The sequence below is a fragment of the Ensifer sp. GW823-FHT05D09 genome (assembly GCF_058795755.1).
The window spans coordinates 91411-105929 of the sequence record NZ_JBXAIA010000003.1 but is presented as its reverse complement, the minus strand read 5'-3'; the positions used below and the strand labels follow the sequence as shown (position 1 = coordinate 105929).

The following is a 14519-nucleotide window of genomic DNA, read 5'->3' as shown; positions in this document are numbered from 1 at the left end:
CCCGTCAATTGCATGAGAACAAACGTTCGTTTTTACGGGGAGGATCTCTTGCCACGCCTATCCAGCGACAGGGCCGACGAACGCCGGCGCCACATTCTCGATGCCGCCATGCGCTGCTTCATCACGTCAGGCTTTTCCGCGACGTCGATCCGCGACATCTGCCGCGAGGCCGGCATGAGCATCGGCGGCGTCTATGTGCATTTCGACGGCAAGGAGGCGATCGTCGAGGGGCTGGTTGCCGAATTGCTGCCGGATCATGCGTTTCCACTGACCATGGCAAGCGATCTCGCGGGGCTCGAAGAGGCGCTTGTTGCCGATCACATCGCCTCGATGCGGGACTGGAACGCCGGCGAAGCGGCCGCCTGGCTGGAAATCGTCGGGGCCAGCCACCGCAGCCCGCGCATAGCGGCAATCTTTTCCGCCCGCCTGGAGCGGGCAACGCTGGCGCTTTCGACGGCGCTGGCGAGCCTTGGCAGTGGAGACATGAGCGGGAGCGCAGCGCGTGTTCACGCGCAAGCCCTGCTTGCCGCGCTGGAGGGCCTGTCATTGGTCGCGCTCCTGCAGCCTTCGGCGAACGACGAGGGGCGGGCGAAGGCAGCGCGCATTCTGGTTCGTGGCGTCCTTGGCAGCGTCATTCCAGATGTGCGGCGCGCCGGCGCCTGAGGCGGGCGCACTCGCTCTGCTCAAGCGCCCGCGAGATTTGCCCTCACCCTAGCCCTTCCCAAGAATGCGGGGAGAGGGGATTTGGCCATTGTCGCCGCCCGGTTCGCAAAGAGCTGACGAAAAGCCTGTCGCATCGTCGGTCGCCCTGTTTACTGTGGGGCAGACGCCGGCAGGTGAAATGGGGCACGGAAGCTGAGCCTCTAGCTGCATGAGCGCGGTGGTGGCCAGCAAATGCAACCAGTGGCCGCGCACGGCACTGCGGTGTCCGGAACAAGCATGTGCTCAACCGCGCGAGGTCATCCACACACCAACCAGCGTCACCGCGAGCCCCGCGAACATCGCGCCTGTCAGCGGTTCTGAAAACAGCATCCAGGCCCACAGCATCGTCACGGGTGGGCTGAGGTAGATCGCGGCACTCACCTTGGCCACGGGGAACAGTCGCAGGCTGGTGTAGTAGACGGCGTAGGCGAGGAACGTTGCGATCAGGACCAGCCAGATCATCCCGATTGCGAAATCGCGCGTCATCGGCGGCGCTAGGCTGCCTTGGGTCAACGCGCACAGGCCGAAGAGAACCGAACCCGTCAGTGTATGGATGCACAGGCTCTGGTGGACAGGCATGGCTTGCGTCTTGCGTCGCCTGTGCAGGACCGAGGCGACGGCGAAGATCAGCATCGAACCGACGGTCAGTCCGTAGGCCCACACCGGGGCCGTGCCGAAGCTGAGGCTGTCGAAGGACACGATCAAGACGCCGACGACGGCAATCGCGGTGCCCAGCCATTGCCGCCTGGTCAGGCGCTCGCCGAGGACGGGCTGCGAAAGGGCAGCGATCGCCAGCGGCAGGAGGTCGGCGATGAGCGCGACCAGGCCCGTCGGCACCTTCTGCTCGATCGCCAGCGCGAAGCCGCCGAGATACAGGAACACGGCCATGACGCCGAACAGGGCCTGATCCCTGACCGCGCGCATCGACAGGCGCGGCCCGATGGCCAACGCGAAAGGCAGAAGGATCAGTCCCGACAGCAGCGTGCGCCAGAAGAGGAGGAGCATGACACCAGCCTCCTGGTTTGCATAGCGGATGCCGACAAAGCCTGAACTCCACCCGATGATCAGCAGCGTGGCGAGCAAAGGCCAGAGCAGCGGATGGCGGCTCGCGTTGGCGGAAGGAAGCGCAATGTCGGTCATCGAGGTCTCTGGCTGTGGGAATATGAGCAACCAATAGGCGGATAGTGCCAAGCGCGCACATGACAAATTTCGATGGATGCATGACATCGCGCAAATCTGTGTCATGGCGGGCGTCGTTCGTGATAAGTCCATTTCGGAAGAGATTGGAACGGAGATGGCCATGACCGAACTCAACAGTCGCCGCCTCGAGATCGACGCATTGCGGGCGCTCTGCGCAATCCGCCACCATGGTGGCATTACCCGCGCGGCCACTGCGCTGGGCCTCTCGCAGTCTGCCGTAAGCCACAAGATCAGGAGGCTGGAAGTCAGCCTTGACTGCGATCTGCTGAGCCGGAAGCCGGAGGCTCCGATGTTCACCGCTGCGGGGGAAGACCTGCTCGACTATGCCAGCCGTATCCTCGGGTTGCACGACGAGGCTCTGCTCAGCCTCTCGAAGACCCCGCTGGCGGGCAGGCTTGCCCTCGGTCTTACCGAAGATACCGCGTGTACCGACCTTGCCCGCATCCTGGGCAGGTTTCGGCGCCTGCATCCCAATGTCTCGGTTCGCACCAAGGTGCGCATGAGCCTCGTCCTGCGCGCCATGCTCGAACGGGGCGAACTCGATGCCGCCATCGTCCAGGTCTTCAGCCATGAGGTGCGTCCCGCCGACGTCGTGCTGTACCGTGAGGAGCTTCATTGGGTGAAGCATCCGGATCTGGCGCTCCCGCAGGACGGCCCGATCCCGTTTCTGTCGTTCGACGATGAGTGCTTCTACCGCCAGTGGGCACTCGACATCGGCCAGGACGATGCGGTTCTCGAAACCGTCTTCGAGTGCTCGAGTGCCGCCGGGATCGTCTCGGCCGTCAATGCAGCCATGGGTGTGGCGTTGGTGAGTGACCGGCATATCCGTGGCGAGATGCACGTCGTCACTGACCGGCTGCCTCGGCCGCCATCGCTCGCCTATGTCGTCCGCCGTGCAAGGAAATCGAGAAACCCGGCGCTGGACAGCCTGGTCGGCGAGATCGAGAAGGAAACCGGCCGATACGGAGGTTTGGCCATCGCCGGCTGATGGCGATGCGCTGCAGCTATCGCATGCCTTTCGTTCCGGAAGGAGCGTCGTTGGAGGAGGGAACGGCGAAGCCGCGCATGACAGATAGGGCGGATGCCTTCCGATGCCGACGGGTGCATCGACCCCACCGGCTTGCAGCAACCGCTCAGGATCCCGATACACCGGCTCAGCCAAAATTTCGCTCACCCGACAAAATCGTCTTGACGCTTTCAACGCGCTTCACTAGAAGAATGCGAACCGTACCGTACGGTACTGAATTGGGTGGAGCCAGGTGCAAAGCGTTGCTGCGACAAGAGAGGCGAATGCCGGGAGCGGCTTGACCGAGCGTCAGGGCGTCGTTCTTGAAGAGGCGTTGCGTCTGCTGGTCGACGGCGGCGAGAAGGCGCTGACGACAGCAGGCGTCGCCCGGGCGGCCAACTGCTCGAAGGAAAGCCTCTACAAGTGGTTCGGCGATCGCGACGGGCTCTTGTCGGCGATGATCGGCTTCCAGGCGAGCAAGGTTCGCACGCAGGACGTTGCCGCAAGTGCGCTCGACGCGGAGAGTCTCAGCCGGCACCTGGTGGTGTTTGCTAAGGATCTGCTTGAGGTTCTCTCCGGCGACGTGTCGCTGGCCTTGAACCGGCTGGCGATCGGCCAGGCAAGCCGCGAAGGCTCCAAGCTCGGCCACATGCTGCAGGAGCGCGGCCGCCGGCAGATCGGGCGGCGGGCAGCCGCTCTGCTTGAGGCCGGCCGCAAGGCGGGGCTCCTGGCCTTCGACGATGCCGACGAGGCTTATGGCGCGCTTTACGGGCTGGTCGTTTCCGACTGGCACCTGAAGATGCTGCTGGGCGAAGAGGCCGGCGAGATGAAAAAAGGTTTCAGCCGCAAGGCGGAGCAGGCGGTCAGCGCCTTCCTCACGCTTTACGGCAAGAAGGTCTAACGGCGGGGAGATCTCTGCCAGCAGCGCCGGGTGTCGAAGAGACGCAAAGGCCGCTGCAGCACTGGAATTGCAAGACTGTGCGCCGGCAAGCGCGGCAGTTTCTGCAGAACACGGAATTGCTGGGTGATGTCTGGATCTATCGGTTCAGATGTTACGTAGCGGAAACAACAGACAACTAACGGGAAGGACCATTCAAATGCGCGTCTATTACGATCGTGATGCCGACATCAACCTCATCAAGTCCAAGAAGGTCGCTATCGTCGGCTACGGCAGCCAGGGCCGCGCCCACGCGCTGAACCTGAAGGATTCCGGCGCCAAGGAAATCCGCGTCGCTCTGAAGCCGGGTTCGGCAACCGCTGCCAAGGTCGAGGCCGATGGCCTTTCCGTTCTCTCGGTCGCAGAAGCCGCCAAGTGGGCCGACCTGATCATGATGGCAACGCCTGACGAACTGCAGGCCGAAATCTACAAGGCCGACATCGCCGGCAACATCCGCGACGGCGCTGCCATCGCATTTGCCCACGGCCTCAACGTTCACTTCGGCCTGATCGAGCCGAAGGCGACGCTCGACGTCGTCATGATCGCGCCGAAGGGCCCGGGCCACACGGTTCGCGGCGAATACCAGAAGGGCGGCGGCGTTCCCTGCCTCGTTGCCGTTCACCAGGACGCTTCGGGCAACGCCCTTGACCTCGCGCTCTCCTACGCCTGCGGCGTCGGCGGCGGCCGTTCGGGCATCATCGAAACCAACTTCAAGGAAGAGTGCGAAACCGACCTCTTCGGCGAACAGGCCGTTCTGTGCGGCGGTCTCGTCGAGCTCATCCGCGCCGGCTTCGAAACGCTGGTCGAAGGCGGCTACGCGCCTGAAATGGCTTACTTCGAGTGCCTGCACGAAGTGAAGCTGATCGTCGACCTGATCTATGAAGGCGGCATCGCCAACATGAACTACTCGATCTCCAACACGGCAGAGTGGGGCGAATACGTCACCGGCCCGCGCATCATCACGGCTGAAACCAAGGCCGAAATGAAGCGCGTCCTCACCGACATCCAGACCGGCAAGTTCACCTCGGAATGGATGCAGGAATACAAGTCGGGTGCAGCCCGATTCAAGGGCATCCGCCGCGTCAACGACAACCACCAGATCGAAGAAGTTGGCGCGAAGCTGCGCGGCATGATGCCGTGGATCGGCAAGAACAAGCTGGTCGACAAGGCGAAGAACTAAGCCTTATCCGACAGTTGAATGAGAAAAGCCGGGGTGGAAACCCCGGCTTTTCTGTTTGGGCAGGGCGTTATGCGGCGAGAGGCGTTTTGTCGGCTCATCGCGGAAACATCCGCCGGCAGCCGGCAGCGCCTCATGGGCGCCACTCTTTCCGGTATTCAACTGAGGCTTGCGCGCCGAGGGAGAGCCTGGATGAGATCGTATCTGACGGAATTGCGCGGCCTGATCGGAAACCGCCTGCTCCTGCTGCCCTCCGTCGCGGCCGTCGTCCACGACGATGCGGGCAAGTTGCTTCTGCAGGAGAAAGCGTCGGGCGAGGGATGGAGTCTGCCGGCCGGCGCGATCGAGCCGGGGGAGACGCCGCAGGAGGCCATCATTCGGGAGGTGATGGAGGAAACCGGCCTTGCGGTCACCCCTGCCGCCATTCTCGGCGTCTTCGGCGGGCGGGACTTTCGCTATACCTACCCGAATGGCGATCGGGTCGAGTATGTCGTCACGTTGTTCGCATGCCGGGTCGTCGAATACGGAGGAGCGTGGACGGACGAAGAGACGCGGTCGCTGCGATTTTTTGCGCGCGACGAGATGCCGCCGCTTGCATTGCCGTACCCCGCTTCGGCTTTGTTTTCCTAAGCGAGCGCTGAAGAAGGCGCTATTCGACGTCACCGGCGAGGCGGTCCTGGATAGGGCGGCGAGGAATAAGGTCTATCTATCGCGGCGCGCGGGGTGTCGCGCCCTTTGAAAACGAAGGAAGCCGGGGCAAAACCCCGGCTTTCCCTTTTGAGCCAATGGCCGTGACGGCCAGATTTCAGTTCAGATTCTCGGCTTGAAGCAGCGGCATTTCCGCCTTGCTGCAAGAGAATGGAACGTCCAGTCCGCAATCGGGGTGGGCAATGCGCCCGGCTTGGGCATGATGCCCGGCACCGCCGCTATCGCATGGCGGTGAAGGTGGTAGGCGGTACTTGCAAGGCAGCGGCGATGCGCTGCAGCTTGACGGGATCGGTATCTGCGCCGAGTTCGACCTTGGAAATTTCGGTTTCCGTCAGGCCTGTGGTGACCGACATTTCATCGACAGTGTAGCCGTGGGATTCACGCGAACGCTTTACGGCGGCTCCGATGCTGACGCGGGATACGGTGGCGTCGGTAGCCTTATTCAGATTTTTCTTAAAGGACATGAAGTGTCTCCTTCGTTCGTCCACCGACAAGGAGTTTTGTCGGGTGAAGGGGGCCCGAAAATATCGTGCGACTCGAATAATGAGTGGCGTTCAGGCATCGCTAATATAGCCAGGGCGACCGTCAAGGCAACCTGGCCAAGGCATTTTTGAGTGGATAGAGCGGTATCACCGGCCGGCGGGACCGCGGGCGCTCCTGAAAAAATCGTTTGGAAACCTTACGATACAGGGCCTTGGGCGAGGCAGCCGCCCCTCCGAAAAAAGTGCGCCGAGCGCGTGCTTTGGATGGGAAATGGCACTGTTTTCGATGCGAATACTGGCCGCAGGCGGGCCTTTGATCAAAGATTTTCCGAGGTCACGGTCAGGAAGCGAACGGGTTCGGTGCTGACCTCGACCTCCATGAGGCCGAGACTTTTCAAGGTGAGGTCGATCGAGCGCCGGGCCTGGATCTCCGGCGCCTGGTCGAGCACGATTGCCATCAGCCCTTGTCGCAGGTAGTGCCGCGTCTGGTCGGTCAGCTCATGACCGACCCAGAAGATTGCGTCCCTGGCCCTGCCGTTCAATATCCGGGCGACGCCCTTGTTGTCGCCGCCGGCGCTGTAGACGCCGACGATATCGGGGTCGCGGGCAAGCGCCTTGCCCAGAAGCTCCATCGCATCATGTTCGTCGTCGCGGTCGAACATCACTTCGGCGAAACGGTGCGCGGGGCTGCCCCGTTCGGCGAGATAGGTGGAAAAGCCGCGAATGCGCTCCTTGTGGTTCTCGTAGGCGCCGCTGTGGCAAAGCGCGACGAGGGTGCCGGCGCGTGCCGACAGCATCTGCGACATGTAATGGGCGGCGGTGCGGCCGGCGGCATAGTTGTCGATGCCGACATAGGGCAGTTCCGGGGCGGGACGGGTCATGATCTGGACGACGGGAATGCCGCGGCTTGCGGCCTTCCTGACGCTCTCCACCACGTCGGGGTGATCCGGCGCCACGACGATCAGTGCCGAGCGCCGCAGCTTCGGATTGGCAATGATGCGGGCAAAATCGACCGGGTCGTTCTCGCGAGCAAAGGTGCGGTGGACGGCGATATCGTGGTCGAGCGACGCTGCGATGCGCTCGAAGGCCTCGTTCATGCGCGAATAGAAGCTGGTCTCCGGGCGAACGAGAATGACCTCGATGCGAACGACGCCGCGATGGGCCTCCGGCAGGGCGCGGCCATAGCCGAGCCTTCTGGCGGCAACGAGGACCTTCTCCACCGTTTCCGGCCGCACGCCGCCGCGGCCGTTGAGTACGCGCTCGACCGTGGCCGTGCCAACGCCGGCTTCGCTGGCCACATCCTTCAACGTCTTCTTCGCCACCGTCACCTCCGGATCCGCAAATTGAGATCAGCATTCGCGGTCCGTGCGGTCAATGATCAAATTTGATCATCGAAGCATTGGAACCGGGCCGTGGGGCGGGGCTATCCTATTGGCAGTTCGGGAGGACACACCGAAGTTCGAAACGATCCCGCGAAGGAGCATCCCGCTGCGCTCATGGCCAAGGGATGACGGAGGAGCACCATGAAAATCGCACTCGACCCGCATATGCATCGCCACCTGCCGCTGGATCAGCTTTGCCGCAAGGCGGCCGACCTCGGCTACGACCATATCGAGCTGTCGCCGCGCGACGACTTCCTGCCCTGGTGGGTGCGGCCACGGGCGCACAAGGCGCGCATCGCCGAGTTCAAGAAGGCGCTGGCCGACCATGGCGTCAAGCTCGCATCGCTCCTGCCGATGTATCGCTGGGCAAGCCCGCACGAGGACGAGCGCCAGGCGGCGGTGCGCTACTGGAAGGAAGCAATCCGCATTGCCGTCGAGATGGATTGCGACACGATGAATTCGGAGTTCGGGCGCGGGCCATCGCCCGATCGCGGCCACCGCTCCAGCTGCTGCGGCGGCATGCACAGCCACGAGCACAGCGAGGCCGCGTGGTGGCGGTCGATCGAGGAACTGGTGCCGGTATTCGAAAAGGAGGGCGTGACGCTCAACATGGAGCCACATCCCGAAGACTGGTGCGAGACGCTGCATCCGGCGATCGACATGCTGAAGACCATCGGCTCCGACAACGTCAAATTCCTCTATTGCGCGCCGCATACCTTCTATTTCGGCGATGACATGGCCAGGATGATCCGCGACGCCGGGCCTTTGATCAACCACGTCCATGTCGCCGATACCTACAATCACAAGGCCTCCTCGGGCCTGCGCTACATCGTCAATCCGCCGGGCGCCAAGGTGACGATCCACCAGCACATGGACATGTACCAGGGCGAGATCGACTGGGACGTGTTCTTCTCCTCGCTCGCCGCGGTCGGCTTCGACGGAATCGTCACGGCCTGCGTCTTCGGTTGGGAGGAGAGGGCCGACCAGTCCGGCCGCTTCATGCGTGCCGAGATCCAGAAATACGTCGACAAATACTGGCCGCGCGGCTGAGCCGCGGCCTGCCAACACCCCTTCGATCAAGGAATGAAGCCGTGAGCATCACGATCACGACCGCCCCCTGCTGCTGGGGCGTGGACGACGTCAACAATCCCGACCTGCCGGCCTGGCGCCGCGTGTTCGACGAGGCGGCCGCAGCCGGCTATGGCGGGCTGGAGCTCGGACCTTACGGTTATGTGCCGCTCGACGACCGGCTGGTTGCCGCAGCCCTTGCCGAGCGCAACCTCTTCATCGTCGCCGGCACGATCTTCGACGATCTGGTTTCGCCCGACAACCGCGACAGCCTGCTGCGCCAGACGGACGAGATCTGCGCCGTCATCACGAGGTTGCCGCAGCCGCCGCAGGTGGCCCGCCAGCGGTTTGCGACGCCCTATCTGACCGTCATGGACTGGGGGCACGACGAGCGGGACTATGCGGCCGGGCATTTCGAGCTCGCGCCGCGACTTTCGGACGAGGCCTGGGCTGGGATGGTCGCCAATATCAAGGCGATCGCCGAGCGCGCCGGCGACCATGGCGTGCGGGCGGTGATCCATCCCCATGCCGGCGGCTATATCGAATTTTCCGACGAGATCGAGCGCATCGCCCGCGACGTGCCGCAGGAGACCGCCGGCCTCTGCCTCGACACCGGCCACACTTTCTACGCCGGCATGGACCCGGTGGAGACGCTGAGGCGTTATGCCGACCGGCTCGACTACGTCCACTTCAAGGATATCGACCAGGCGGTGTTCGACCGGGTGATGGGGGAAAGGATCCGCTTCTTCGAGGCCTGCGGTCAAGGTGTCATGTGCCCGATCGGTCGCGGGGTGATCGACTATCCCGCCATCAGGCAGACGCTTGCCGACATCGGCTACCACGGCTTCATCACGGTCGAGCAGGAGCGCGACCCGAGAAGCGTCGCGGGCAGCCTGGCGGATGTCCGGGAGAGCCGCGACTACCTCGCTTCAGTCGGCTTCTGATTTGTAATCAGTACGCACAGAGCCGTTCAAACTTTTGATTTCATGCATGTCGGTGCCATCAGGCACGCCATGCGTCATAGACAGGATACTTGACCATGACGGAAGCGAAGAACAGGCCGATCCGCTGGGCGATTGTGGGTGGCGGGCGCGGCAGCCAGATCGGCTCGATCCACCGCTCCGCGGCGCTTAGGGACAACACCTTCGAGCTGGTCGCTGGCGCCTTCGATATCGATGCGGCGCGCGGGCGCGCCTTCGGCGTCGATCTCGGGCTCGATCCGTCTCGCAGCTATCCGGATTATGCGACGATGTTTGCCGTCGAGGTCGACAGACCCGACGGCATCGAGGCGGTGTCGATCGCCACGCCCAACAACACCCATTTTGCCATCTGCAAGGCGGCGCTGGAACATGACCTGCATGTGATCTGCGAAAAACCGCTCTGCTTTACGGTGGCCGAGGCCGAGGAGTTGAAGGCGTTGTCGCAGGCGCGCGGCCGTATCGTCGGCGTCACCTACGGCTATGCCGGCCACCAGATGATCGAGCAGGCCCGCGCCATGGTGAGAAATGGCGATCTCGGCGAGATCCGCATCGTCAACCTGCAGTTCGCGCATGGCTTCCATAGCGCCGCTGTCGAGGAGCAGAATCCATCGACCCGCTGGCGCGTCGACCCGAAATTTGCCGGGCCGAGCTATGTGCTCGGCGATGTCGGTACGCACCCGCTCTACCTTTCCGAGGTGATCCTGCCGCACCTGACGATCGAGCGGCTGATGTGCGCGCGCCAGAGTTTCGTCAAGAGCCGGGCGCCGCTCGAAGACAACGCCGTGACCCTGATGGAATATGACAACGGTGCCATCGCCAATATCTGGTCAAGCGCCGTCAATGCCGGCTCGATGCACGGCCAGAAGGTGCGCATCGTCGGTTCGAAGGCCAGCATCGAATGGTGGGACGAGCGGCCGAACCAGCTCTCCTTTGAGATCCAGGGCGAGCCCGTGCGCATCCTCGAGCGCGGCATGGACTATCTCTACCCGCAAGCCCGGATTGACGACCGCATCGGCGGTGGCCATCCGGAAGGCCTGTTCGAGGCCTGGGCCAATCTCTATCGCCGCTTCGGGCTGGCGATCAGCGGCACACGAGGCCTTGCGCCCGAGGGCCTGGAAGATCTCGTCTTCCCCGGCGTCGACGCCGGGCTCGAAGGTGTGCGCTGGGTGGAAAACTGCGTGCGCTCGGCCGATGCCGGCGGCATCTGGGTGGACTATCGCTAAGGTGCGGGCGACCGATCGCGAGGGCAGGCCTGCGGCTAAACCAAGGTGCAGGCCTGCCTGTGCAGATCAGCGAAGGGGCGTGCAGCCCTTGACGTGAGGGGCCTTGACGCGGCCGGCCTGAAGGTCGCTCCAGAGCGGCAGGGACGGATCGGGCCCACCCAACGTCGCTTCGTAGGTGGCGCGGTTCATCTTAACCAGGCGCCCGCCCGCAGTGATGCCCACCAGTTCCTTCTTGCTTACAACGGCTATGCTGACATTCATGCGGCAGAAAAACCGCTTGTCGCCGTTCGACGCGATCCAGCCCTGCGAACCAGCCTTGTTCTTTGTGAGCTTGCTGACCTTGTAGCCCTGCTTTTCGAGCTGGGCCAAGGCTTCGGCGTTGGCGAGGCCCGGCACGAATAAGAAGCCGACGACCGCGGCGGCGAGCAATGTCTTGACTGAAATCGACATAAAATTTCAACCCCTGATTATACTATGGCAATGTGCTCTACGTTCAGACGACGTCGCGTGCAACCTGGATTTGTCGCGTTGCTTAACGCAGAAAACGGCATGGTGATTGGCGCTTGTTCTTCGTTCACGCGGCAACGAAGCGGGCGGGCAGGCGGTCGTGGCAACGCCGATTGTGACAATGCCGGTACATGTCCCGCAACGCAGACGCCTGCGCGCAAACGCTTGCCGCGCCTGTTCTTGCCGCGCCTGTCTTGCCGATCCTGTCGCCCGCCAATCCGGTGGTTCTTCCGGGCCGGCGTTTCCTTGAGGAAATGGCATGTCGTGCCGTCTTTCGCTCCGGCCTTGCCATTCCCGCGAATCCGGCTAAACCGAAATTCCGGCCACCTCAAAGGAAGATGTCATGCCGGATTTTTCCACACTTGCACTTTTTGCCGTTGCCTCGCTGGTGCTGACCGCCACGCCGGGTCCCGATATGCTGCTGATCGCTTCGCGCAGCGTCAGCCAGGGGCAGGGGGCGGGGTTTCTCACCTATGCCGGCATTGCGCTTGGCACCTACTGCCACGCGCTTGCCGCGGCGCTGGGGCTGTCACAGCTGATCGCCACCGTGCCGATCGCCTATGAGATCGTGCGTTGGGCCGGCTGCGCCTATCTTCTCTATCTCGCCTTCAAGACCCTTCGTTCTCACGCGATCGACTTTTCGCCGTCCTCGTCGCTGAAACGCCTGTCGCTTCGGCGGATCCTGGGTGAGGGGCTTTTGACCAACCTGCTCAATCCGAAGATGGCGCTGTTCGTGCTGGCGTTGTTTCCGCAGTTCATCCGGCCGGGAAACGGCGCGATCATCGTGCAGACGCTGGTGTTGGCAACGGTGCTGAACGGCATCGGCTTTCTCGTCAACGGCACGGTGATCCTGCTCAGCGGCCAGATCCGCAGCCGGCTTTCGGCACCCGCCCGGTTCAGGAGGCTGCCGCAATATCTGCTCGCCGGCGTCTTTGCCGGCCTTGCCTGCCGGCTGGCGCTCGGTGCCAAGAACTGACGCGACCTCCTCGTCGGTTCGGCGCTCATGCCTGCAATGCCTGAGCACACGGTGTCAGGATAATTGCATGTTGACTCAATCAACAAATCATTGTTGATTGAGTCAACTTAAGGCTGGATCACCCCGATGACACTCCCCAACGACCACCCCGACGTGGCGGCGCTGCGCGCCTTCAACCGCCTCTATACCAACCGTCTGGGCCTGCTGAACGCCCATCTCGACCAGAGCCCGTTCACGCTCACCGAAGCCCGCATCCTCTACGAGCTTGCTCATCGCGACGAGCCGACCGCGGCCGACCTCATGCGGACGCTTCAAGTGGACCGCGCCCAGCTGAGCCGCACGCTGAAGCGGTTTGCCGATCGTGGGCTGGTGGAGAAGGCGGAGCGTCCGGAAGGCGGCCGCCGGCAGCCGATCGCGCTCACCCCGGTCGGGCGCACCACCTTCGCCGCGTTGGAGCAGAACACCTGCACGACCATCGGCGCGTTGCTCGATACCCTTGCCCCGACCGAGCGCAGGCGGCTGATCGCGGCCACGGGCATCGTCAGTGAAGTCCTTGGGGAAAAGGCAGGAGGGGCGCTGCAGTTGCGCGATCTGCGGCCGGGCGATCTCGGCTGGATCATCCACCGCCAGACGGTTCTCTATGTCGAGGAATATGGCTGGAACCAGGAGTATGAGGCGCTGGCTGCGGGCATCCTTGCGGATTTCGTCAAATCCTATGACCCGGCCCGCGAGGCCGCCTGGATTGCCGAGATCGATGGGCGCATCGTCGGCTCGATCTTTCTGGTGGCGAGCGACAAGCCCGGTGTCGCCAAGCTCAGGCTGCTTTATGTGGAGCCGGATACGCGCGGACGTGGCGTCGGTGCAGCGCTGGTTGCCGCCTGTATCGAGCGCGCCCGCGCCGTCGGCTACGACACGCTGGTGCTGTGGACCAACAGCGTTCTGACTTCGGCCCGCCGCATCTACGAGCGCGCCGGCTTCACGCTTGTCGAGGAAGCGCCGCACCATTCCTTCGGCAAGGATCTGGTGGGCCAGACCTGGTCGTTCGATCTCGGCCATGGGTGACGCGCGCGGTGGCCGGCGAATGCCGAACGCAGGCCGCCCGTGCCGGAAAAACCCTGGGATGGGTTGAGATGGCGCCATTCAAAGGCTATCTGGTGCCAACCACAAATGCCGCTGCGGCGGACACCCATCAGAAAACCACAAGGCGCATCCCGGCATGACCCCAGATTTCCTCGTCACCCATTCCGGTGGCTTCCATGCCGACGAGCTGATGTCGAGCGTCATCCTGACCCGGCTGTTTCCCGAAGCGAAGATCGTGCGCAGCCGGGCGCCGGAGTGGATCACGCCCGGCTCCAACAGGATCATCTACGATGTCGGCGGCGCCTATGATGCGCAAGCGCAGATCTTCGATCATCACCAGCGCGGCGCACCGCTGCGCGAGGACGGCCAGCCTTTGAGCTCGTTCGGCCTGATCTGGAAGCATTATGGCCGCGATTACCTCGTCGCCTCCGGGGTCCCGGAAGCGCATGTCGAGGCGGTGCACGCCTCCTTCGACCGCAGTTTCGTGCTGGCGGTCGATCTGGTCGACAACGGCGCGCTCAGCCCCTCCATCGCCGGGCCGCTTGCCGGCCTGACGCTGCCGGCGCTGCTTGAAACCCTGAAGCCCGTTTTCGACGAGACCGATCCGGATGCCGACGAGCGCGCCTTCCACGCAGCGCTTGTGATCGCCCGCAGCTTCGTCGAGGCGAGCGTCGGACGGAGTGCAGCAAAACTGCGCGCCGAAGCCGTCGTGCACCAGGCGATCGTTGCGACCGGCGAGGGCCGCGTGCTGGAGCTGCCGATGGGCATGCCCTTCCGCCCGGCCATCGTAAAAGCCGGCGCCGACCACCTGCTGTTCGTCGTCCACCCGCGCGACAAGGACTGGACCCTGACCGGCATCCGCCGCGCCGACGAGGGTTTTGAGCTGCGCGCCGACCTGCCGGCCGCCTGGGCCGGCCTCACCAACGAGGCGCTGGAAGCCGCCTGCGGCGTTGAGGGCGCCACCTTCTGCCACAACGGCCGCTTCATCGCCGCCGCCAGGACCCGCGAGGCGGCATTGGCCATGGCGGAGCTGGCGGTCGCTGAGGCTGTGGCCGTCGAGCCCGCTTGACGAAGACGACATTGCTTCCCCG

General features: G+C 63.6%; 15 protein-coding genes. 11 read left to right on the top strand and 4 right to left on the bottom strand.

The annotated features are described in order from the left end of the window. Nucleotides 1-48: 48 nt before the first annotated feature. The gene (locus tag AC1Q80_RS10895) at nucleotides 49-663 is read left to right on the top strand and encodes a TetR/AcrR family transcriptional regulator (RefSeq protein WP_492360438.1); all 615 of its coding nucleotides are present in this window, start codon (nucleotides 49-51) and stop codon (nucleotides 661-663) included. Between the two features lie 282 nt (nucleotides 664-945). On the opposite strand, the gene AC1Q80_RS10890 is transcribed toward AC1Q80_RS10895, so the two are convergent. After that, nucleotides 946-1842, bottom strand: coding sequence for a DMT family transporter (locus AC1Q80_RS10890; RefSeq protein WP_492360437.1), 897 nt, complete (start codon nucleotides 1840-1842; stop codon nucleotides 946-948). Between the two features lie 160 nt (nucleotides 1843-2002). Here AC1Q80_RS10890 and AC1Q80_RS10885 point away from each other — a divergent pair, with 160 nt between their 5' ends. The 4 genes from AC1Q80_RS10885 to AC1Q80_RS10870 all read left to right on the top strand — a co-directional run bounded on the left by AC1Q80_RS10885 (nucleotide 2003) and on the right by AC1Q80_RS10870 (nucleotide 5652). Then, nucleotides 2003-2890: a LysR family transcriptional regulator gene (locus AC1Q80_RS10885; RefSeq protein WP_492360436.1), complete on the top strand. Its 888-nt coding sequence runs from the start codon at nucleotides 2003-2005 to the stop codon at nucleotides 2888-2890. A 271-nt stretch (nucleotides 2891-3161) separates the two neighbouring features. Then, the gene (locus AC1Q80_RS10880; protein WP_492360435.1) at nucleotides 3162-3809 is read left to right on the top strand and encodes a TetR/AcrR family transcriptional regulator C-terminal domain-containing protein; all 648 of its coding nucleotides are present in this window, start codon (nucleotides 3162-3164) and stop codon (nucleotides 3807-3809) included. 196 nt (nucleotides 3810-4005) lie between these two features. After that, nucleotides 4006-5025 (top strand): ketol-acid reductoisomerase, encoded by a 1020-nt coding sequence (gene ilvC, locus AC1Q80_RS10875; protein WP_077505830.1) that lies wholly within the window; start codon nucleotides 4006-4008, stop codon nucleotides 5023-5025. A gap of 189 nt (nucleotides 5026-5214) precedes the next feature. After that, nucleotides 5215-5652, top strand: a complete 438-nt coding sequence (locus AC1Q80_RS10870; RefSeq protein WP_492360434.1) for an NUDIX domain-containing protein — start codon at nucleotides 5215-5217, stop codon at nucleotides 5650-5652. A 296-nt stretch (nucleotides 5653-5948) separates the two neighbouring features. On the opposite strand, the gene AC1Q80_RS10865 is transcribed toward AC1Q80_RS10870, so the two are convergent. After that, a complete protein-coding gene (locus AC1Q80_RS10865; protein ID WP_077505834.1) occupies nucleotides 5949-6194 on the bottom strand; it encodes a helix-turn-helix domain-containing protein in 246 nt (81 codons plus the stop codon). A 335-nt stretch (nucleotides 6195-6529) separates the two neighbouring features. After that, on the bottom strand, nucleotides 6530-7534 hold the full coding sequence (locus AC1Q80_RS10860; protein ID WP_492360433.1) for a LacI family DNA-binding transcriptional regulator: 1005 nt from the start codon (nucleotides 7532-7534) through the stop codon (nucleotides 6530-6532). A 201-nt stretch (nucleotides 7535-7735) separates the two neighbouring features. On the opposite strand from AC1Q80_RS10860, the gene AC1Q80_RS10855 reads away from it, so the two are divergent. From AC1Q80_RS10855 to AC1Q80_RS10845, 3 genes are all read left to right on the top strand, one after another. After that, on the top strand, nucleotides 7736-8644 hold the full coding sequence (locus AC1Q80_RS10855) for a sugar phosphate isomerase/epimerase family protein (protein ID WP_173420477.1): 909 nt from the start codon (nucleotides 7736-7738) through the stop codon (nucleotides 8642-8644). Between the two features lie 41 nt (nucleotides 8645-8685). Further along, complete coding sequence (locus AC1Q80_RS10850; protein WP_492360432.1) at nucleotides 8686-9606, top strand: sugar phosphate isomerase/epimerase family protein; 921 nt, start codon at nucleotides 8686-8688, stop codon at nucleotides 9604-9606. A gap of 95 nt (nucleotides 9607-9701) precedes the next feature. Beyond that, a complete protein-coding gene (locus AC1Q80_RS10845; RefSeq protein ID WP_492360431.1) occupies nucleotides 9702-10865 on the top strand; it encodes a Gfo/Idh/MocA family protein in 1164 nt (387 codons plus the stop codon). A 66-nt stretch (nucleotides 10866-10931) separates the two neighbouring features. Here the strand turns inward: AC1Q80_RS10845 and AC1Q80_RS10840 are convergent, their stop codons facing one another. Next, a complete protein-coding gene (locus AC1Q80_RS10840) occupies nucleotides 10932-11315 on the bottom strand; it encodes a hypothetical protein (RefSeq protein ID WP_492360430.1) in 384 nt (127 codons plus the stop codon). A gap of 400 nt (nucleotides 11316-11715) precedes the next feature. On the opposite strand from AC1Q80_RS10840, the gene AC1Q80_RS10835 reads away from it, so the two are divergent. The 3 genes from AC1Q80_RS10835 (at nucleotide 11716) to AC1Q80_RS10825 (ending at nucleotide 14497) form a co-directional block, all read left to right on the top strand. Continuing rightward, on the top strand, nucleotides 11716-12348 hold the full coding sequence (locus AC1Q80_RS10835) for a LysE family translocator (protein ID WP_492360429.1): 633 nt from the start codon (nucleotides 11716-11718) through the stop codon (nucleotides 12346-12348). 126 nt (nucleotides 12349-12474) lie between these two features. After that, nucleotides 12475-13410 (top strand): bifunctional helix-turn-helix transcriptional regulator/GNAT family N-acetyltransferase, encoded by a 936-nt coding sequence (locus tag AC1Q80_RS10830; RefSeq protein ID WP_492360428.1) that lies wholly within the window; start codon nucleotides 12475-12477, stop codon nucleotides 13408-13410. Between the two features lie 154 nt (nucleotides 13411-13564). Then, nucleotides 13565-14497, top strand: coding sequence for an MYG1 family protein (locus AC1Q80_RS10825; RefSeq protein WP_492360427.1), 933 nt, complete (start codon nucleotides 13565-13567; stop codon nucleotides 14495-14497). Nucleotides 14498-14519 lie beyond the last annotated feature (22 nt).